This window comes from Micromonospora sp. DT44 (genome assembly GCF_049841635.1).
In the GTDB taxonomy this organism is placed as follows: Bacteria; Actinomycetota; Actinomycetes; order Mycobacteriales; family Micromonosporaceae; genus Micromonospora.
This window is the reverse complement of record NZ_JBNCKS010000071.1, coordinates 1-15,995: the sequence shown is the minus strand read 5'-3', so window position 1 is coordinate 15,995 and position 15,995 is coordinate 1. Positions and strand designations below refer to the sequence as shown.

The 15,995-nt window shown below is 71.6% G+C and carries 14 protein-coding genes and 1 pseudogene; 10 read left to right on the top strand and 5 right to left on the bottom strand.

Features of this window, described 5'->3' with window-relative positions:
- Nucleotides 1-79: 79 nt before the first annotated feature.
- From dprA to ACLQ25_RS28935, 3 genes are read right to left on the bottom strand one after another with little or no spacing between them, the layout of a single operon-like run.
- Complete coding sequence (gene dprA, locus ACLQ25_RS28945) at nucleotides 80-1,276, bottom strand: DNA-processing protein DprA (protein ID WP_425733922.1); 1,197 nt, start codon at nucleotides 1,274-1,276, stop codon at nucleotides 80-82.
- On the bottom strand, nucleotides 1,273-2,793 hold the full coding sequence (locus tag ACLQ25_RS28940; protein ID WP_425733921.1) for a YifB family Mg chelatase-like AAA ATPase: 1,521 nt from the start codon (nucleotides 2,791-2,793) through the stop codon (nucleotides 1,273-1,275). Before ACLQ25_RS28940 ends, dprA begins: the two co-directional genes overlap by 4 nt.
- Nucleotides 2,794-2,820: 27 nt before the next feature.
- Nucleotides 2,821-3,180 carry a YraN family protein gene (locus tag ACLQ25_RS28935; RefSeq protein WP_357122237.1) on the bottom strand — a complete coding sequence of 120 codons (360 nt, stop codon included), beginning with the start codon at nucleotides 3,178-3,180 and terminating at the stop codon, nucleotides 2,821-2,823.
- Between the two features lie 146 nt (nucleotides 3,181-3,326).
- Here ACLQ25_RS28935 and ACLQ25_RS28930 point away from each other — a divergent pair.
- The 5 genes and pseudogenes from ACLQ25_RS28930 (at nucleotide 3,327) to frr (ending at nucleotide 8,117) form a co-directional block, all read left to right on the top strand.
- Nucleotides 3,327-4,290 (top strand): annotated as a pseudogene (locus ACLQ25_RS28930) (hypothetical protein).
- Between the two features lie 393 nt (nucleotides 4,291-4,683).
- Complete coding sequence (gene rpsB, locus ACLQ25_RS28925; protein ID WP_425733920.1) at nucleotides 4,684-5,610, top strand: 30S ribosomal protein S2; 927 nt, start codon at nucleotides 4,684-4,686, stop codon at nucleotides 5,608-5,610.
- Between the two features lie 134 nt (nucleotides 5,611-5,744).
- A complete protein-coding gene (gene tsf / locus ACLQ25_RS28920; protein WP_425733919.1) occupies nucleotides 5,745-6,572 on the top strand; it encodes a translation elongation factor Ts in 828 nt (275 codons plus the stop codon).
- Nucleotides 6,573-6,736: 164 nt separating this feature from the next.
- Nucleotides 6,737-7,504 carry a UMP kinase gene (pyrH, locus tag ACLQ25_RS28915; protein ID WP_110562390.1) on the top strand — a complete coding sequence of 256 codons (768 nt, stop codon included), beginning with the start codon at nucleotides 6,737-6,739 and terminating at the stop codon, nucleotides 7,502-7,504.
- A gap of 55 nt (nucleotides 7,505-7,559) precedes the next feature.
- Nucleotides 7,560-8,117, top strand: coding sequence for a ribosome recycling factor (gene frr, locus ACLQ25_RS28910; protein ID WP_088946658.1), 558 nt, complete (start codon nucleotides 7,560-7,562; stop codon nucleotides 8,115-8,117).
- Nucleotides 8,118-8,199: 82 nt separating this feature from the next.
- On the opposite strand, the gene ACLQ25_RS28905 is transcribed toward frr, so the two are convergent.
- Entirely contained in the window at nucleotides 8,200-8,643 is a 444-nt protein-coding gene (locus tag ACLQ25_RS28905; protein WP_425733918.1) for a hypothetical protein, read from the bottom strand.
- A 428-nt stretch (nucleotides 8,644-9,071) separates the two neighbouring features.
- Here ACLQ25_RS28905 and ACLQ25_RS28900 point away from each other — a divergent pair, with 428 nt between their 5' ends.
- The 3 genes from ACLQ25_RS28900 to ACLQ25_RS28890 all read left to right on the top strand — a co-directional run bounded on the left by ACLQ25_RS28900 (nucleotide 9,072) and on the right by ACLQ25_RS28890 (nucleotide 13,025).
- On the top strand, nucleotides 9,072-10,400 hold the full coding sequence (locus tag ACLQ25_RS28900) for a phosphatidate cytidylyltransferase (protein ID WP_425733917.1): 1,329 nt from the start codon (nucleotides 9,072-9,074) through the stop codon (nucleotides 10,398-10,400).
- A gap of 104 nt (nucleotides 10,401-10,504) precedes the next feature.
- The gene (rlmN, locus tag ACLQ25_RS28895) at nucleotides 10,505-11,662 is read left to right on the top strand and encodes a 23S rRNA (adenine(2503)-C(2))-methyltransferase RlmN (RefSeq protein ID WP_425733916.1); all 1,158 of its coding nucleotides are present in this window, start codon (nucleotides 10,505-10,507) and stop codon (nucleotides 11,660-11,662) included.
- Nucleotides 11,663-11,693: 31 nt separating this feature from the next.
- Nucleotides 11,694-13,025, top strand: coding sequence for a DivIVA domain-containing protein (locus tag ACLQ25_RS28890; protein WP_425733915.1), 1,332 nt, complete (start codon nucleotides 11,694-11,696; stop codon nucleotides 13,023-13,025).
- An 87-nt stretch (nucleotides 13,026-13,112) separates the two neighbouring features.
- Here ACLQ25_RS28890 and ACLQ25_RS28885 read toward each other — a convergent pair whose 3' ends face one another.
- Nucleotides 13,113-13,337, bottom strand: a complete 225-nt coding sequence (locus ACLQ25_RS28885; protein ID WP_425733914.1) for a DUF2631 domain-containing protein — start codon at nucleotides 13,335-13,337, stop codon at nucleotides 13,113-13,115.
- 198 nt (nucleotides 13,338-13,535) lie between these two features.
- Between ACLQ25_RS28885 and ACLQ25_RS28880 the strand changes: the two genes are divergently transcribed.
- Together ACLQ25_RS28880 and ACLQ25_RS28875 are read left to right on the top strand one after the other, a co-directional pair.
- A complete protein-coding gene (locus tag ACLQ25_RS28880; protein ID WP_396805297.1) occupies nucleotides 13,536-15,116 on the top strand; it encodes a Rieske 2Fe-2S domain-containing protein in 1,581 nt (526 codons plus the stop codon).
- 169 nt (nucleotides 15,117-15,285) lie between these two features.
- Nucleotides 15,286-15,924 (top strand): TMEM175 family protein, encoded by a 639-nt coding sequence (locus tag ACLQ25_RS28875; protein ID WP_425733936.1) that lies wholly within the window; start codon nucleotides 15,286-15,288, stop codon nucleotides 15,922-15,924.
- Nucleotides 15,925-15,995: the final 71 nt, after the last annotated feature.

Genomic DNA, 15,995 nt, shown 5'->3' with positions numbered 1-15,995 from the left:
GCGCACCTTCGCTGGCAGCAGGCACGGCACCAGCGTACGGCCGAGGGTTGCGCTCCGCCGGGCACGTCGGCGGCCGCGTCTACCGGCTGTCGGCGGGACCCTTGGGTTTGTCGACCGGAGCGAGGGCGTAGCCGTCGTCGCGGCGTACCACCATGGACAGTTCTTCGAGCAGTGACAGTTTGCGCAGGGCGGTGCGCACGTCCAGGCCGGCACGGGCGGCGAGCGTGTCCACACCCCGTGCGCCCCGGCGGGGCAACGCCTCCAGCACCGACCGGGCGTCGTCGTCCAGGTCGTCGGTCGGCCGCTGCGGGCCCCGGGCCAGCGGGGCCAGGTCCGCGCCGATCCGGCCCACCTCCTCAAGCACGTGTGCGACGCCCGTGACCAGCCGGGTCTTGTCGTTCTCGCGCAGCAACTCGTGCGCGCCGACGGACATCGCCGAGGTCACCGGCCCGGGTACCACCATGGCCACCCGACCGGTGTAGATGGCCCGCCGGGCGGTCTGCGTCGCTCCGCTGCGCGCCGACGCCTCCACCACGACGGTGCCCAGTGTGCCGCCGGCGATCACCCGGTTGCGGATCAGGAACCGGGGCCGCAGCGGCTCGGCGCCCGGCGGCCACTCGCTGACCAGCAGCCCGGTGTCGGCGATCCGGTCGAAGAGGGCGGTGTTGCCCATCGGGTACGGCCGGTCCACCCCGCAGGCGAGCACCGCCACGGTGCGGCCCTCGGCGTTGAGGGCGCCCCGGTGGGCGGCGGCGTCGATCCCGAACGCGCCACCGGAGACGACCGTCCAGTCCCGCTCGGCCAGCCCGTACCCGAGGTCGGTGGCCACGTGCTGGCCGTAGGCCGTGGCCGCCCGCGCGCCGACCACGGCCACCGAGCGCTCCAACGCCTCGCCGAGCGGCCACGCGCCGCGTACCCAGAAGCACAGCGGTGGCGCGGTCTCCGCGTCCACGCGGCGGGTCAGATCGGGGAGCCGCAGCGTGCCGAGATCAGCGACCCGGGCCGGCCACTCGTCGTCGTCCGGGGTGACCAGACGTGCGCCGAGTCGATCCGCCCGGTCCAGGGCCTCGTCCGCCACCGCGCGGGCGTCGCCGGTCGACATCCGGGCGGTCACGGCGGAGGCCAGCCGTCGGTCGGGGCTGCCGCCGTCGAGCAGCAGATCCAGCGCGGCCACCGGTCCCAGCCGTTCGACCAGCGCGTGCACCACGCGGGTGCCGGGCTCGGCCAGCCAGGTCAGCGCCACCCGGGCCAGCCTGCTCTGCTCGTCGGCGCTCATGCCGTCTCTCCTGTCCGTAGCTGGGTCGCCTCTCGTACGTCCTCACGGTCGGGTCGGTCCCGACCGTCCAGATCCGCGATGGTCCAGGCCATCCGGATCACCCGGTCAAAGCCGCGCGCCGAGAGCGAGCCGGAGTCGAGCCGGGCGCGCAGTTCGGCGGTGACCGGCGCCGGTAGTCGCCAGGGCGGGCGGCGCAGGAGCGGGCCGTCCACCTCGGCGTTGAGTCGCCGTCCGAGGCTGGCCCAGCGGGTGGCCGCCGCGCTGCGCGCCGCCGCGACCCGGGCGGCGACGGTGGCCGAGGACTCGACGTCACCTGCGGACGCCATCAGCTCCGCCGCCCGTACGGGCATCAGCCGCACCTGCACGTCGATCCGGTCGAGCAGCGGCCCCGAGAGCCGGCCCAGGTAGCGGCGACGGGCCACCGGCGTGCACTCGCAGTACGCGTCGCCGGACGGTTTCGCGCACGGGCACGGGTTGGCCGCCAGCACCAACTGCGTCCGGGCCGGGTACTCCGTACCGCCACCGCTGCGGCTGAGCTGGATACGGCCGTGCTCCAGCGGCTGACGCAGCGCCTCCAACGCGCCCTTGCTGAACTCGGGGGCCTCGTCGAGGAAGAGCACCCCTCGATGGGCGAGCGACACCGCGCCGGGGCGGGCCAGCCCAGAACCGCCGCCGACGAGGGAAGGAATGGTCGCCGTATGGTGCGGTGCCTGGAACGGCGGACGACGCAGGAGCCCACCGCCCGGTGGCAGCAGCCCGGCGACCGAGTGCAGGGCGGTCACCTCCAGCGCCGCGTCGTCGTCCAGCGTTGGTAGGAGCGACGGCAGCCGCTCGGCCAGCATGGTCTTGCCGGCCCCGGGCGGGCCCAGCAGCGCGAGGTGGTGCCCGCCCGCCGCGGCGATCTCCAACGCGCGCCGGCCCATCTGCTGTCCGGCGACCTCGGCGAGGTCGGGACCGCCGGTGATCGGCGCCGGGGTGTCCGTCGGTGGCTCGATCAGCGGGCTGCCGTCACGGACGAAGGTGACCAGCCGGTGCAGCGTGTCCACCGCCCGTACCCGTACGCCGGGGATGACGGCGGCCTCGGCGGCGTTGTCGGTCGGCACGATCACGCGGTCGATACCCGCCCGGGCCGCCGCGACGACCATCGGGAGCACGCCGCGCACCGGCCGGACCGTCCCGTCCAGGCCCAGCTCGCCGAGGATCACCACATTCTCCAGTGGCAGCAGCGGCAACTCGCCGGAGCCGCCCAGCAGCGCGGCGGCGATGGCCAGGTCGAACGCCGACCCGAACTTCGGCAGCGTCGCGGGCAGCAGGTTCAGCGTGATGCGCCGGTTGGGCCACCGTTGACCGGAGTTGACGACGGCGGCCCGGACCCGGTCGCGGGCCTCGTGCAGGGCGGTGTCCGGCAGGCCGGAGATCACCACCGCCGGCAGGCCGGCGGCGAGGTCCGCCTCGACCTCGACCAGATGGCCGGTGACGCCGACCAACCCCACGCAGAGCACCTTCGCGTAGCTCATGACGCGTCCCCCGTTCGTCGACGCATCTCAGAACGCGCCCTTGAGGTGGTCGACCCGCGCGGGACCGGTGTCGGGCAGACGTACCGACACCACGTCGAACCGCACCTCGTCGGCGCTCGTGCCGGTCTCGGCGAGCCAGCGTGCGGCGAGGCCGCGCAGGCGGCGGGCCTTGGCCGGTACGACAGCCTCGGCCGGTGGCCCGAACGCGTCACCCCGACGCGTCTTCACCTCGCAGAAGGCGAGCACCGGCCCGTCCCAGGCGATGATGTCGATCTCGCCCTCCGGGCAGCGCCAGTTCCGGACGATCGGGCGTAGTCCCGCCTCGCTCAGGTGCCGGGCGGCGCACCGTTCGCCGTACGCGCCGACCGCCTGGTTCCGCTTCGTCATGGCCGCGACGGTGCCCCTCGGGGCACGAGGGCCGCGACCCCGAGAGCGCCAACCTGTGGATGACAGTCCCTCTGTGGACGACCGGACGATCAAGCCCTTGCTGTGCTACGGCGCGGCGTGGTGTCGATCAACCCGGCTGGGGCCAAATGGCGCGGGCCTGGCCCGTCGCATACGGTGCCTGACGTGGACGGACGACGGAGCTTTCCGGAAGATCAGGAGTCGCGCTGGTACCCCGACGAGCGGGGGCGCGGGTACGGCGAGCCCGAGTGGCGCGGCGCGGGCGAACCGCGATACCGCGACGGCGAGATTCCCGAGCAGCGCGGCGTCGAGGACGCCCGCTCCGTCGAGGACACCGGCGTCGGTCGACGCCGCGAGCCCGACCCGGTCCGCTTCGGCGGCACGCCCGAATCGGACCCGCTCCGCTTCGGCGGCGTGCCCGAACCGGACCCGGTCCGCTTCGGCGGCGTGCCCGAGCCCGACCCGGCCCGCCTGAGCGCGCTGGACGCGGGCCGCTTCGGTGGCCCGTCGGCGGACGCCGCACCCGCGGTCGCTCTGCTCGCCGGGCAGACCAGACCCGCCGAGCCGGGCCAGCCCGCTGCCTTCGTCGAGCAGGGCCACCCTGTCCCGCTCACCGCCGAGCAGAGCCGGCCCGCCCCGCTCGCCGGCTACCCGATCGTCGAGCCGACCCGGGGCGGCAGCGGGGAGCACCCGCATCCGCTGGATATGCCGACCGGCCCGATGCCGGGGATCGGCCCCCGCCCCGAGCCGGGTGGGGGAGACGCACCGGCGTACCCCCCGGCCCCTGACGGTGTCTACCGGACCCGCCGGCCGGCGTTGGCGGCCCTCTTCGCCCTGCTGGCGTTGATCTTCGAGATCCCCGCGCTGCGGGTGTTGCTGGCCGGTGTGACGGGCGACCCGGTGGACGCGGGCAACGTTGTGGTGGGCATCTGCCTGGTCGCCGGGCTGCCGATCTTCGCAACCGGGCTGTACGGGCTCAGGACGGGCGGACTCGCGCTCTCCGACAGTGGCCGGGGTTGGCTGCGCCCTCCCACGGCGTACCTGACTGTCGGTCTGGTGCTCTTCGTCGCCGCGGCGCTCGCCGCCGGCTGATCCGCCGTCCGCCCGCGCGGCCGGGCCGCCGTCCGCCCGGCGCGGCCGACCGCCGTCCGCCCGGCGCGGCCGATGATCCACGCAACAACCAGGAAATAGTGGCCTCTGATGACGCGGAAGCCACTAACTCCCGGAACTAGCGCGATCTTGTCCGGCGATCTTGTCCGGCGGCGCGGCACCCCGGCACGTCGAAACGGGGGAGGGGCGTACACTGGCCAACTGGCGACCGCCTCGCGCGGTCGACCTCGCGCGCCCTCTTCACGAATCGTCGTGTAGCGACGGCCTCCCTGGTCCCGATCTTGATCGGGTCCACCATGGGCCGGCGACCAGGCGCCAGGACGCCCGGCCACCGGCCGGGCGTGACAACCAGGGATCTTGAGGAGTACCCACACCATGGCCGTCGTGACCATGCGTCAGCTGCTGGAGAGCGGTGTCCACTTCGGGCACCAGACCCGGCGTTGGAACCCGAAGATGAAGCGCTTCATCATGACCGAGCGCAACGGCATCTACATCATCGACCTGCGCCAGACCCTCGAGTACATCGAGAAGGCGTACGAGTTCGTGCGTGGGACCGTCGCCGAGGGTGGCAGCATCCTGTTCGTCGGCACCAAGAAGCAGGCCCAGGAAGCGATCGCGGAGCAGGCGACCCGGGTCGGCCAGCCGTACGTCAACCACCGTTGGCTCGGTGGCATGCTCACCAACTTCCAGACCGTGTACAAGCGGCTCCAGCGGATGAAGGAGCTGGAGGGCCTGGGTGACCTCAGCGGCACCGCCGCTGGTTACACCAAGAAGGAGACGCTGCAGCTCTCCCGCGAGAAGATCAAGCTCACCCGCACACTGGGTGGTCTGCGGGACATGCAGAAGCTGCCGGCCGCCGTCTGGATCGTCGACACCAAGAAGGAGCACATCGCCGTCGACGAGGCCCGCAAGCTGGGCATCCCGGTGATCGCCGTCCTCGACACCAACTGCGACCCGGACGAGGTCGACTTCCCGATCCCGGGCAACGACGACGCCATCCGCTCGGCCGAGCTGCTGACCAAGGTCGTCGCAGCCGCCGTCGCGGACGGTCTGATCGCGCGTTCCGGCCGTCGCCGGGGCGGGGACGAGAAGCCCGAGGGTGTCGCGACCGACGAGCCGCTGACCGAGTGGGAGCGCGAGCTGCTGGAGCCGAAGAAGGCCGACGAGCCGGCCGCCCCGGCCGAGCAGCCGGCCGCTGCCGCTGCCGCTGCCGAGCAGCCCGCCGCCGCCGAGCAGCCCGCCGCCGCCGAGCAGCCGGCGCAGGCCGCCACCGAGCAGCCGGCGGCCGCCACCGCGGAGTGATCGCATCGTCGCCGCCCGGCCGTCCGTTTTCACGGACGGCGGGCGGCGACGGTACGACGGGCACGTTCCGCCCGATCCCGGGTAACCGGCACCTCTGACCATCCACACGCCGACTCAACATCGAAGAGAGAGCCATGTCCCAAATCACCGCCGCGGACGTCAAGAAGCTCCGCGACCTCACCGGCGCCGGCATGATGGACAGCAAGAAGGCGCTGACCGAGGCCGAGGGCGACTTCGACAAGGCCGTCGAGATCCTGCGCGTCAAGGGCGCGAAGGACGTCGGCAAGCGGGCTGGCCGTACGGCCGCCAACGGTCTGGTCGCCCACTCCGGCAAAGCCCTGCTCGAGCTCAACTGCGAGACCGACTTCGTCGCCAAGACCGAGTCGTTCATCGCGCTGGCCCAGCAGCTGGTCGAGCACGGCGAGCGTTCCGGCGTGACCAACGCCGAGGAGCTGCTCGCCTCCGAGCTGGACGGCAAGGTCGTCGCGGACCTGATCCAGGAGCAGTCCGCCAAGATCGGCGAGAAGCTGGTGCTCAACCGGTTCGCCACGGTCGAGGGCACCACCGCGGTCTACCTGCACCGCAAGGCCCAGGACCTGCCGCCGGCCGTCGGCGTGCTGGTGTCGTACACCGGCAAGAGCGACGAGGCGGGCGACGCTGACGCCCGCGGCGTCGCGATGCAGATCGCGGCCATGCGGCCGAAGTACCTCAGCCGTGACGAGGTTCCGGCCGACGTCGTCGAGTCCGAGCGGCGCATCGCCGAGCAGACCGCCCGCGAGGAGAACAAGCCCGCAGCGGCCCTGCCGAAGATCGTCGAGGGCCGGGTGAACGCCTTCTTCAAGGACTACGTCCTCGTCGAGCAGGCGTCGGTGGCCGACAACAAGAAGTCGGTGAAGCAGGTGCTGGCCGAGGCTGGCATCGAGGTGACCCGCTTCGTGCGGTTCGAGGTCGGCCAGGCCTGAGCCGCCACCGGGCGCGCCGCGCGCGCCCGTGGGCAGGAGACGTCGAACGAGGAGGCCGCCGGTGTACGTGACAAGCACCGCGGCCTCCTCGTCACATAGGGTCGGCAGCGGCAGGTTCGCGGTAACGCCTCGCCCGGGGCGTGCGCGTGGGGAAGGCGGGGCGGATGACGCAGGTTGTGAGTGACCGGACGCTGGCGATGGACGATCCGACGGCACCGCCGCCCGGACGGGCCCGCCGGGTGGTGCTGAAGCTCTCCGGTGAGGTGTTCGGCGGGGGCGCGATCGGCGTCGACCCGGACGTCGTGCAGGCCATCGCCCGCCAGATCGCCACCGTGGTCCGCCGCGGCGTGCAGGTCTCGGTGGTGGTCGGAGGGGGCAACTTCTTCCGTGGCGCGGAGCTGCAGAAGCGCGGGATGGACCGCGCTCGCGCCGACTACATGGGCATGCTCGGCACCGTGATGAACTGCCTCGCGTTGCAGGACTTCCTGGAGAAGGAGGGCATCGAGACGCGGGTGCAGAGCGCCATCACGATGGCCCAGGTCGCCGAGCCGTACATTCCGTTGCGGGCGATCCGGCACCTGGAGAAGGGCCGCGTGGTCATCTTCGGCGCCGGCGCCGGCATGCCGTACTTCTCGACCGACACCGTGGCCGCTCAGCGGGCGCTGGAGATCCGCGCCGACGTGGTGCTCATGAGCAAGAACGGCGTCGACGGCGTCTACACGGCCGACCCGCGGATCGACCCGACCGCCAGCAAGCTCGATTCGATCACCTTCTCCGAGGTGCTGCGCCGCAATCTGCGGGTGGCCGACGCGGCCGCGTTCAGCCTCTGCATGGAGAACGGCCTGCCGATGCTGGTCTTCGGCGCGCAGGGTGACGACACCATCATCCGCGCGGTGGGTGGCGACAAGATCGGCACCCTGATCACCGCTTGAGCCTGACGACTTTCAGCAGAGCCCACGACGAGCACAGAAGGAGGCGAGGAGACCGGTGATCGACGACACCCTCCTCGAGGCCGAGGAAAAGATGGAGCGTGCTGTCGAGCACGCCAAGGAGGAGTTCGGCGCCATCCGCACCGGTCGCGCCAACGCCGCCATGTTCTCCAAGGTCATCATCGACTACTACGGCACCCCCACCCCGCTGACCCAGATGGCGTCCATCGCGGTTCCCGAGCCGCGGATGGCCATCATCAAGCCGTACGACAACTCGCAGATCAACGCGATGGAGAAGGCGATCCGCGACTCGGACCTCGGGGTGAACCCGAACAACGAGGGCAACCAGCTGCGCATCCTGCTCCCGCAGATGACCGAGGAGCGCCGCCGCGACATGATCAAGGTGGCCCGGCACAAGGGCGAGGAGGCCAAGGTGGCCATCCGTAACGTCCGCCGCCGCGGCAAGGAAGAGCTGGACCGGATCGTCAAGGACGGCGAGGCCGGCGAGGACGACGGCCGCCGCGCCGAGAAGGAACTCGACGACCTGACGCAGCGCTACGTCGCCAGCATCGACGACCTGGTCAAGCACAAGGAGACCGAGCTGTTGGAGGTCTGAGGCCCGACCCGGCGTCCGCCGGGTGAACGGCCGATGCGAGGCCCGCCCCCGATCCGGGGACGGGCCTCGCGCCGTCTGGGCGTCAGCAGGGGATCCGGACGGTACGGGTCGTCTCGGTCAGGGGCGTTCCGACGTACGCGTCGTGCAGCTCGAAGCGCACGGTGGCCCGACCCGGATGCAGTACCGGGCCGGCCCGGTAGAAGCCCATCGAGATGCTGGCGGTGCCGCCGTCGCAGATGATCTCGCCGGCGCCGAGGCCGCCGGTGGCCCAGAAGGTCGGCAGGCCGTCCTGGGTCAGCGACGCCGACAGGAAGTACACGCCGGTCGGGCAGTTGCGCACCTCCCCCCGGGCGGTGGCGGCCGGGAACGCCGGCCCGGTGCCGTCGGGACTCCCGTCGTACAGGTAGATCTCGCTGGTGCGGTGGTCGATCCTGATGCTGGCGTTCGGTGTCGCCGCGGTGGCCGGTGCGGCCGCCGTCAGGACGAGGGCGGCCATCGTCAGCACCGCCAGGCTGATTCTGCGCACGAACATTCCTTCCCCGCTGCTGTGGTAGAGACCGCCGGCGGACGCCGGCACACCGACAGCCGACCACCGACGGGTGGCGCGGGTCATCCCCTGTTCGCCCGGATGCTCGGTCGGATAGGCGTCGATACGCCTGCGGCGGGCGGGGTTGCTCAGGCCGTCGTGCGCCCGCCGCCGTCCGTGGCAGCACGGCGACGTGCCGGACCTTGCGCAGCGTGACCCGGGAGGGGCCGGCGGTTACGGGTGCCATCGTCCGCCTCGCCCCGGCGGCGGGTGCAGTAGGCTCGTCAGGATTCCCGGCCACCAGCCGGTGCGCACCGGGAATCGACCGGCCATCGGGGCGGTCGAGCCGGAGGAACACAGTCGCGCGTGTAGGGGATGCTTGTGGCCTTGCGTCATGTGGTGGTACTCGTGCCGCGTCGCGGTGCGTGATGTCCCGCCCCGACCCCTACACCGACGAGCCGCGCGGCTGGGACCGGCCCGAGCGCCCGGTGGCCCTGCCCTGGCCCGAGCAGGAGCTTGAGGCGGGCCAGTGGAGCCGCCGGCCGCCCGCCGGGCCCGAGTTGTACGCCGAGCCCCGCACCCGGCCGTACGCCGATCCGCACCTGGCGGACCCGTACGACGAGCGCGACCGGACGGTCCGCCCGGACGACCGGGACCGCTTCGACGACCGGGACCGCCGCGACCACTTCGACGACCGGGATCGCTTCGACGACCGGGATCGTTACGACGACCGTGACGCGCCACCGCGTTTCGACGACCGTGACGTTCCGCCCCGCTTCGACGACGATGCCGGTTTCCCGACCGCGCAACTCGCGCCCATCGGCGCCGAGATCCTGCCGGACGACGACCCGATCACCGAGCCGGAGCCGCCGGTGGGTCGGCGGCCGAAGGGACGCCGACGGGCCAGCGTCGACCGACCGGCGACACAGCAGGTGGGTACCGGACGAGCCGGCCGTAACCTGCCGGCGGCGATCGGTGTCGGCCTCGCGCTGGGCGCGCTGATCGTGGTGCCATTGGCGGTCTATCCGCCGGCGTTCCTGCCGGTGATCGCCGCCGCCGTCGCCATCGGTATCTGGGAGATGGCCCGGGCGGTCCGGCGCAGCGGCGCTCACCCGCCGCTGGTGCCTCTGCTCGCCGGTGGTGTCCTGACGGTGGGTCTGGCCTGGTTCGCCGGCCCGGACGCGCTCAGCCTCGGGCTGTTGGTGACGGTGCTCGGCACGATGATCTGGCGGTTGGGTGACGGCCCGTCCGGCTTCCAGCGGGATCTGACCGCCGCCACCCTGATCGCCGTCTACGTGCCGTTCCTCGCGGGTTTCGCGGCGTTGCTGGCGGCGGCCCCCGACGACGGTCGGCTGCGCATCCTGGCCACGCTGATCGCGGTGGTCCTGTCCGACACCGGTGGGTACGCGGCCGGCGTCTCCTTCGGCCGGCATCCGATGGCCCCGTCCATCAGCCCGAAGAAGTCCTGGGAGGGGTTCGCCGGCTCGGTCACCGCAGCGGCGCTGGGCAGCGCCCTGCTGCTGTGGCTGATGTTCGACCTGGCCCCGTGGTGGGGCGCGGTGTTCGGGGTGGCCGTCTCCTGCGCGGCGGTCCTCGGCGACCTCGCCGAGTCGATGATCAAGCGGGATCTCGGCATCAAGGACATGAGCAACCTGCTGCCGGGGCACGGTGGCCTGATGGACCGGCTGGACTCGATCCTGTTCGCGGTGCCGACCGCCTACCTGTTGCTGGTGATCTTCGTGCCGGTGGCGGGGTGAGGCATGCGTCACCATGGCCGGAGCGCTGCCGACCGACGCCGGGGGCCGGTTCGACGCCTCCGGACAGGTGCCGACCGCTTCAGGCGTGACACACTGGACCGGCCATGACGAGTCTGCCGCTGATCCCCGCCATCTCGGACGCCCCCACCGCACGCCGGGCCTCCATGCCACCGCAGCACCTTGCTGACCTGGACCTGGCCGGCCGCCAGTCGCTGGTCGCCGGGCTGGGCGAGCCCGCGTTCCGTGCCAAGCAGATCTCCAACCACTACTTCGGGCGGCTGGTACGCGACCCGCAGGCGATGACCGATCTGCCCGCCGCGACCCGTGCGCGCCTGGCCGACGAGTTGCTGCCCACGCTGCTCACGCCGGTGCGCGAGTTGGCCTGCGACGACGGCGCGACCCGCAAGGCGCTCTGGAAGCTGCACGACGGCGCGTTGGTGGAGAGCGTGCTGATGGGCTACCCGGACCGGGTCACGGTCTGCATCTCCAGCCAGGCGGGCTGCGGCATGGCCTGCCCGTTCTGCGCCACCGGCCAGGCCGGGCTGACCCGTAACCTGTCCACCGCCGAGATCGTCGACCAGGCGGTCTACCTGGCCGGGGTGGCGGCCTCCGGCGCGGTCGCCGGCTCACCGCCGCGGCTGTCACACGTCGTGTTCATGGGCATGGGCGAACCGCTGGCCAACTACAACCGGGTCATCGCGGCGATCCGTCGGCTGGTCAGCCCCGCTCCGGAGGGGCTCGGCCTGTCCCAGCGGCACATCACCGTTTCCACGGTCGGCCTGGTTCCGGCCATCCGCCGACTGGCCAGCGAAGACCTCTCTGTGACCCTTGCGCTGTCGTTGCACGCGCCCGATGATGATCTGCGCGACGAACTCGTGCCGGTAAACCAGCGCTGGAAGGTAGCCGAGGTGCTGGACGCAGCGTGGGACTATGCCGCCCGGACGGGCCGTCGCGTGTCCATCGAGTACGCAATGATCAAGGACGTGAACGACCAGCCGTGGCGAGCTGACCTGCTCGGGCGGCTGTTGGCCGGCAAGTTGACGCATGTGAACCTCATCCCGCTCAATCCGACCCCGGGCAGCCGCTGGGACGCGAGCCCTAAGCCGGTCGAGCGGGAGTTCGTCCGGCGCTTGCGCGACGCGGGAGTCTCCACCACCGTACGGGACACCCGGGGTCGCGAGATCGACGGCGCGTGTGGCCAGCTCGCCGCCGCCGAGGACACCGACACCTTCACCGACCGCGCCGAAGAGGCACCGGCGTGACCGGGCGTGGCGAACGACACCAGGAGACATAGTGGCGAGTCAGGGTCAGCGTTTCCGGCGCAAGGCGGTTCGCCGGGGATACAAGGTCGACGAGGTGGACGCCTTCCTCGACCGGGTCGAGGCGACGCTCGACGGCCGACAGGTCGGTGCGCCCGTCGCCTCGCAGGAGGTCCACGACGTCGTCTTCCGGGTCCGGTTCAACGGCTATGACGAGTGGCAGGTCGACCTGCACCTGGACCGGGTCGAGCGACAGCTGGCCGAGTTGGAGGAGCGCAACAGCGCCGGACGCGGCGGCGATCCTCGGATGGGTGACCGGATGGGTCCCCCGGACCGGATGGGTCCGCCGATGCGCGACGACCGTGGCGGCATGGTCCCGCAGTCGATGCCTCCCCGCCCGATGCCCGCCCAGGCCGGTCCGCCGGCCGACCGCTACGGCCGGTATGACGAGCCCACCGGTGCCTTCGCCGGCGGGTACGACGCCCCCCGGGGTGGCTACGACGCACAGCGCGGCCCTGGCCCTGGCCCTGGTGGCCCCGGTCCCGGCCCGGGCGGTCCCGGCCCGATGGGGCCCGGCGGCCCGATGGGTGGGCACGGCCTGCCGCCGCGTGGCCTGCCGGCCGGTCCGGGTGGTTACGGTCCGCCGGACGACCAGCGCATGCCGGGGGGTTACGGTCCGCCGGACGACCAGCGCATGCCGGGGGGTTACGGTCCGCCGGACGACCAGCGCATGCCCGGTGGGTACGGTCCGCCGGACGACCAGCGCATGCCCGGTGGGTACGGCCCTCCGGACGACCAGCGCATGCCCGGTGGGTACGGCCCTCCGGACGACCAGCGCATGTCCGGTGGGTACGGCCCGCCCGACGGTCCGCGAGCGCCCGGTGGCTACCCGCCGCCGGAGGAGCCGCGCTTCGACGGCTTCGAGGCCGGCCGGCGTGCCCGCGCCGACATGACGGCCGAGATCCGGATGCCCGAGCGTGACCTGCGTGACCTGCGGCGCGGCCCGGCCGGTCCGCCCCCGATGCCGCAGCAGGGCATCGGCGGTCCGCCGATGGCCGGCCCGCCCGCCGTCGCCGGTCCGCCGATGGGTGGTCCGCCGATGGCCGGCCCGCCCGGCAGCGACCTGTACCGGGTCGACCAGATCCGGCGCCGGTTCCAGGTGCGTCGATTCGGCAGCGGGTACGACCCGGACCAGGTGGACCAGTTCTTCGACTCCCTGCTCGGCGGCATGCAGCGTCGCAACCCGATGCCGGTCGACCCGAAGGACCTGGACACGCTCCGGTTCGGTCTGGTGCCCGGCGGCTACTTCGAGGCCGAGGTCGACGCGGCGCTCAAGGACGTGCAGGACATCCTGTTCGGGCGCTGACCCGGACGCGTACACGAACGAGGGCCCGTCCCCGGGTGGGGGCGGGCCCTCGGCGTTTCTCGGCCGGTCGACCGGCGGACGGCTGGGTCAGGAGCGCAGACCGTTGCGCCGCAGTACGGCATCGCCGATCACGATGACCAGCAGCAGCGCGGCGAGGCCGATCAGCCAGATGTCCTCGACCTTGCCTTCGTGGTTGCCGCAGAGCGCCATGACGACCAACGCCAACGCGGACAGCACGGCGCCGATGCGCCCCGACTTGCGGTGCCCGGGCTTGTGCTGGTCCGGCGACGTTACCGGCTCGCTTCCTGCCACTGTCGGTCCTTCCCTCGCGATCGGATCTTTGGTTAGTCTGGCACGCCTCCTGCCCGGGGCGGTGCGGTGGGGGTTTCCCGGCCGTACAGCCCCGCCCGCCCAGGCCGGACGGCTCTACGGGCGTCGAGGGGTGGCGGTCAGACTCACTCCGGTAGCGTTTGGCGTACACCTGATTGTCTGTTTGAGGGGGACTGTGCGGTGCGAGTGACCGGAACCGGGCACGCCAGCATGCGGATCGACACGGCCGCGGGCAGCATCCTGTGCGACCCGTGGGTCAATCCGGCGTACTTCGCCTCGTGGTTCCCCTTCCCGGACAATTCGTTGCTCGACTGGGAGACGCTGGGCCAGGTCGACTACCTGTACGTCTCGCACCTGCACCGGGACCACTTCGACGCGAAGCACCTGCGGGACCACATCTCGAAGGACGCCACGGTCCTGCTTCCTGAGTTCCCGACCTCCGAGATGGAGGACGAGTTCCGGGCGTTGGGTTTCACCAAGTTCCTGAAGGCGCCGAACGAGCAGGTCGTGGAGCTGCCCGGCGGCCTGAAGATCATGATTCAGGCGTTGACCAGCCCCACCGACGGCCCGATCGGCGACTCCTCGCTCTGGGTCGAGTACGACGGGGTGCGGCTGCTGAACCAGAACGACGCCCGACCCACCGACCTGAGCGTCTTCGCCGAGCTGGGGCACGTGCACGCGCACCTGCTCCAGTTCTCCGGGGCCATCTGGTACCCGATGGTCTACGAGCTGCCGCAGGCGGCGAAGACCGCGTTCGGCAAGCAGAAGCGCGATCGGCAGTTCGACCGGACCTGGCGCTACATCGACGACCTGAAGGCCGATCACGTCTTCCCGATCGCCGGCCCGCCGTGCTTCCTCGACGACGAGCTGTGGCAGTTCAACGACATCCACGGCGACGAGGGCAACATCTTCCCCGACCAGTCGGTGTTCCTGTCGGAGTACGCCAAGGTCGGCGGCACCAACGGCATCGTGTTGCTGCCGGGCAGCGTCGCCGAGGTCACCACCGAGGGCGCCAGCACCACCCACCCGGTGCCGGTCGAGGAGTTCTTCGCCAACAAGGTCGCCCACCTGGAGGAGATGCGGGAGCGCAAGCGCCCGATCATCGAGGCGGAGAAGGCGTCCTGGCGGCACCCCGAGGTGGACGTGCTCGGCGAGATGAAGCGCCGGATCGAGCCGCTGCTCGATGAGTCGATCTACCTGGCCAAGGGGGTCGGCGGGCCGGTCCGCTTCGACCTGGTGGGGTATGACGGCGAGAGCGTCGAATCGATCGTGGTGGACTTCCCCGGCAAGGAGGTCCGGCCGTACGCGGACGAGAAGGTGCGGTACCGGTTCCGGACCGAACGGTCGCTGATCGAGCACCTGCTCTTCATCGACGAGGTGGACTGGGTCAACTCGCTCTTCCTGTCCTGCCGCTTCTCGGCGGCGCGGATCGGCCAGTACAACGAGTTCGTCTACGCGTTCTTCAAGTGCCTCTCCGAGGAGCGTCTCCAGTACGCCGAGGGCTGGTACGACGAGCACGAGCGCAGCACCGACGCCGAGGACATCACGTTGGGCGACTGGGTGGTGCAGCGCCGCTGCCCGCACCTGAAGGCGGATCTGACCCGTTTCGGCATCGTCGAGGGTGACCAGCTCACCTGCCAGCTGCACGGTTGGCGCTTCGACCTGCCCAGCGGCCGCTGTCTGACGAGCGTCGGCCACAAGGTGAGAGCCCACCGGGTCGACGCGGAAACCCCCGCCCCCGCCGGCGAAGCCCTCTCCTAGCCCGCGATCTTGCACTTTCGGTGGGAGTAAAGCACCGCAATCGCCCCAGAACGGCGACCGGAAGCGCAAGATCGCGGGAGGGGTGCGCGCGAGACGCACCACCGAGAGCGGGGCGGGCGTGGCAGGGGCGGACGCGCGGAAGGATTACCGGTACGGGCGCGGTCGGGAGATGGCCCGGGACGCGGCGCGGGTCGAGACGTTCAGCGACGGGGTCTTCGGGGTTGTCCTGACGGTGATGGCCGTCGAACTGCTCCAGACCGGCCCGGCCCGCGAGGGCGGAAGGGAGCTTCCCGCCGCCCTCGCCCACGCCTGGCCGTCCTACCTGGCGTACGTGATCACCTTCGGGATCGCCGGTCAGGTCTGGATCGCCCACCACAACATCTGGCGGTACGTGGTCCGGGTCGACCAGATGCTGCTGGTGCTCAACCTGCTCGTGCTGCTCTTCATCGCGACCATCCCGTTCACCGCCGACCTGTTGTCGGACAACCTGCGGGGCAGCGCCAGCGAGCAACGGCTGACCGCCGCCCTCTACCTCGGCACCGTGCTCGGTGAGGCGATCTTCGTGAACCTGAGCTGGTGGTGGGCCCGTCGGGCCAGGCTGCTGCACGCCGACCTGGATCCCCGGTTGGCTCGGGCGATCGCGCGGCGGATACGGCTGAAGCCCGTGCTCTACCTGCTCGCCTTCGCCACCGTCTTCGTCGACCCGATCCTGAGCCTCTGCGCGTACCTCCTGCTGGTCGCCTTCTATCTCATCGGCGGCCCGGGTGACCTCCGCCCGTACGCGCGCCGGGCCGAGTCAACTACCTAGATGATCGATTCCAAGGGATGTGGGACCGCAAGTAGACGCGAGGGCGTCCATGATCGGCGTTGTCTAGGCAA

Excerpts from the sequence above, each read along its gene's own strand:
- dprA (WP_425733922.1), bottom strand. The coding sequence starts at position 1,276 with ATGAGCGCCGACGAGCAGAGCAGGCTGGCCCGGGTGGCGCTGACCTGG.
- ACLQ25_RS28940 (WP_425733921.1), bottom strand. The coding sequence starts at position 2,793 with ATGAGCTACGCGAAGGTGCTCTGCGTGGGGTTGGTCGGCGTCACCGGC.
- ACLQ25_RS28935 (WP_357122237.1), bottom strand. The coding sequence starts at position 3,180 with ATGACGAAGCGGAACCAGGCGGTCGGCGCGTACGGCGAACGGTGCGCC.
- rpsB (WP_425733920.1), top strand. The coding sequence starts at position 4,684 with ATGGCCGTCGTGACCATGCGTCAGCTGCTGGAGAGCGGTGTCCACTTC.
- tsf (WP_425733919.1), top strand. The coding sequence starts at position 5,745 with ATGTCCCAAATCACCGCCGCGGACGTCAAGAAGCTCCGCGACCTCACC.
- pyrH (WP_110562390.1), top strand. The coding sequence starts at position 6,737 with ATGACGCAGGTTGTGAGTGACCGGACGCTGGCGATGGACGATCCGACG.
- ACLQ25_RS28900 (WP_425733917.1), top strand. The coding sequence starts at position 9,072 with ATGTCCCGCCCCGACCCCTACACCGACGAGCCGCGCGGCTGGGACCGG.
- rlmN (WP_425733916.1), top strand. The coding sequence starts at position 10,505 with ATGACGAGTCTGCCGCTGATCCCCGCCATCTCGGACGCCCCCACCGCA.
- ACLQ25_RS28875 (WP_425733936.1), top strand. The coding sequence starts at position 15,286 with ATGGCCCGGGACGCGGCGCGGGTCGAGACGTTCAGCGACGGGGTCTTC.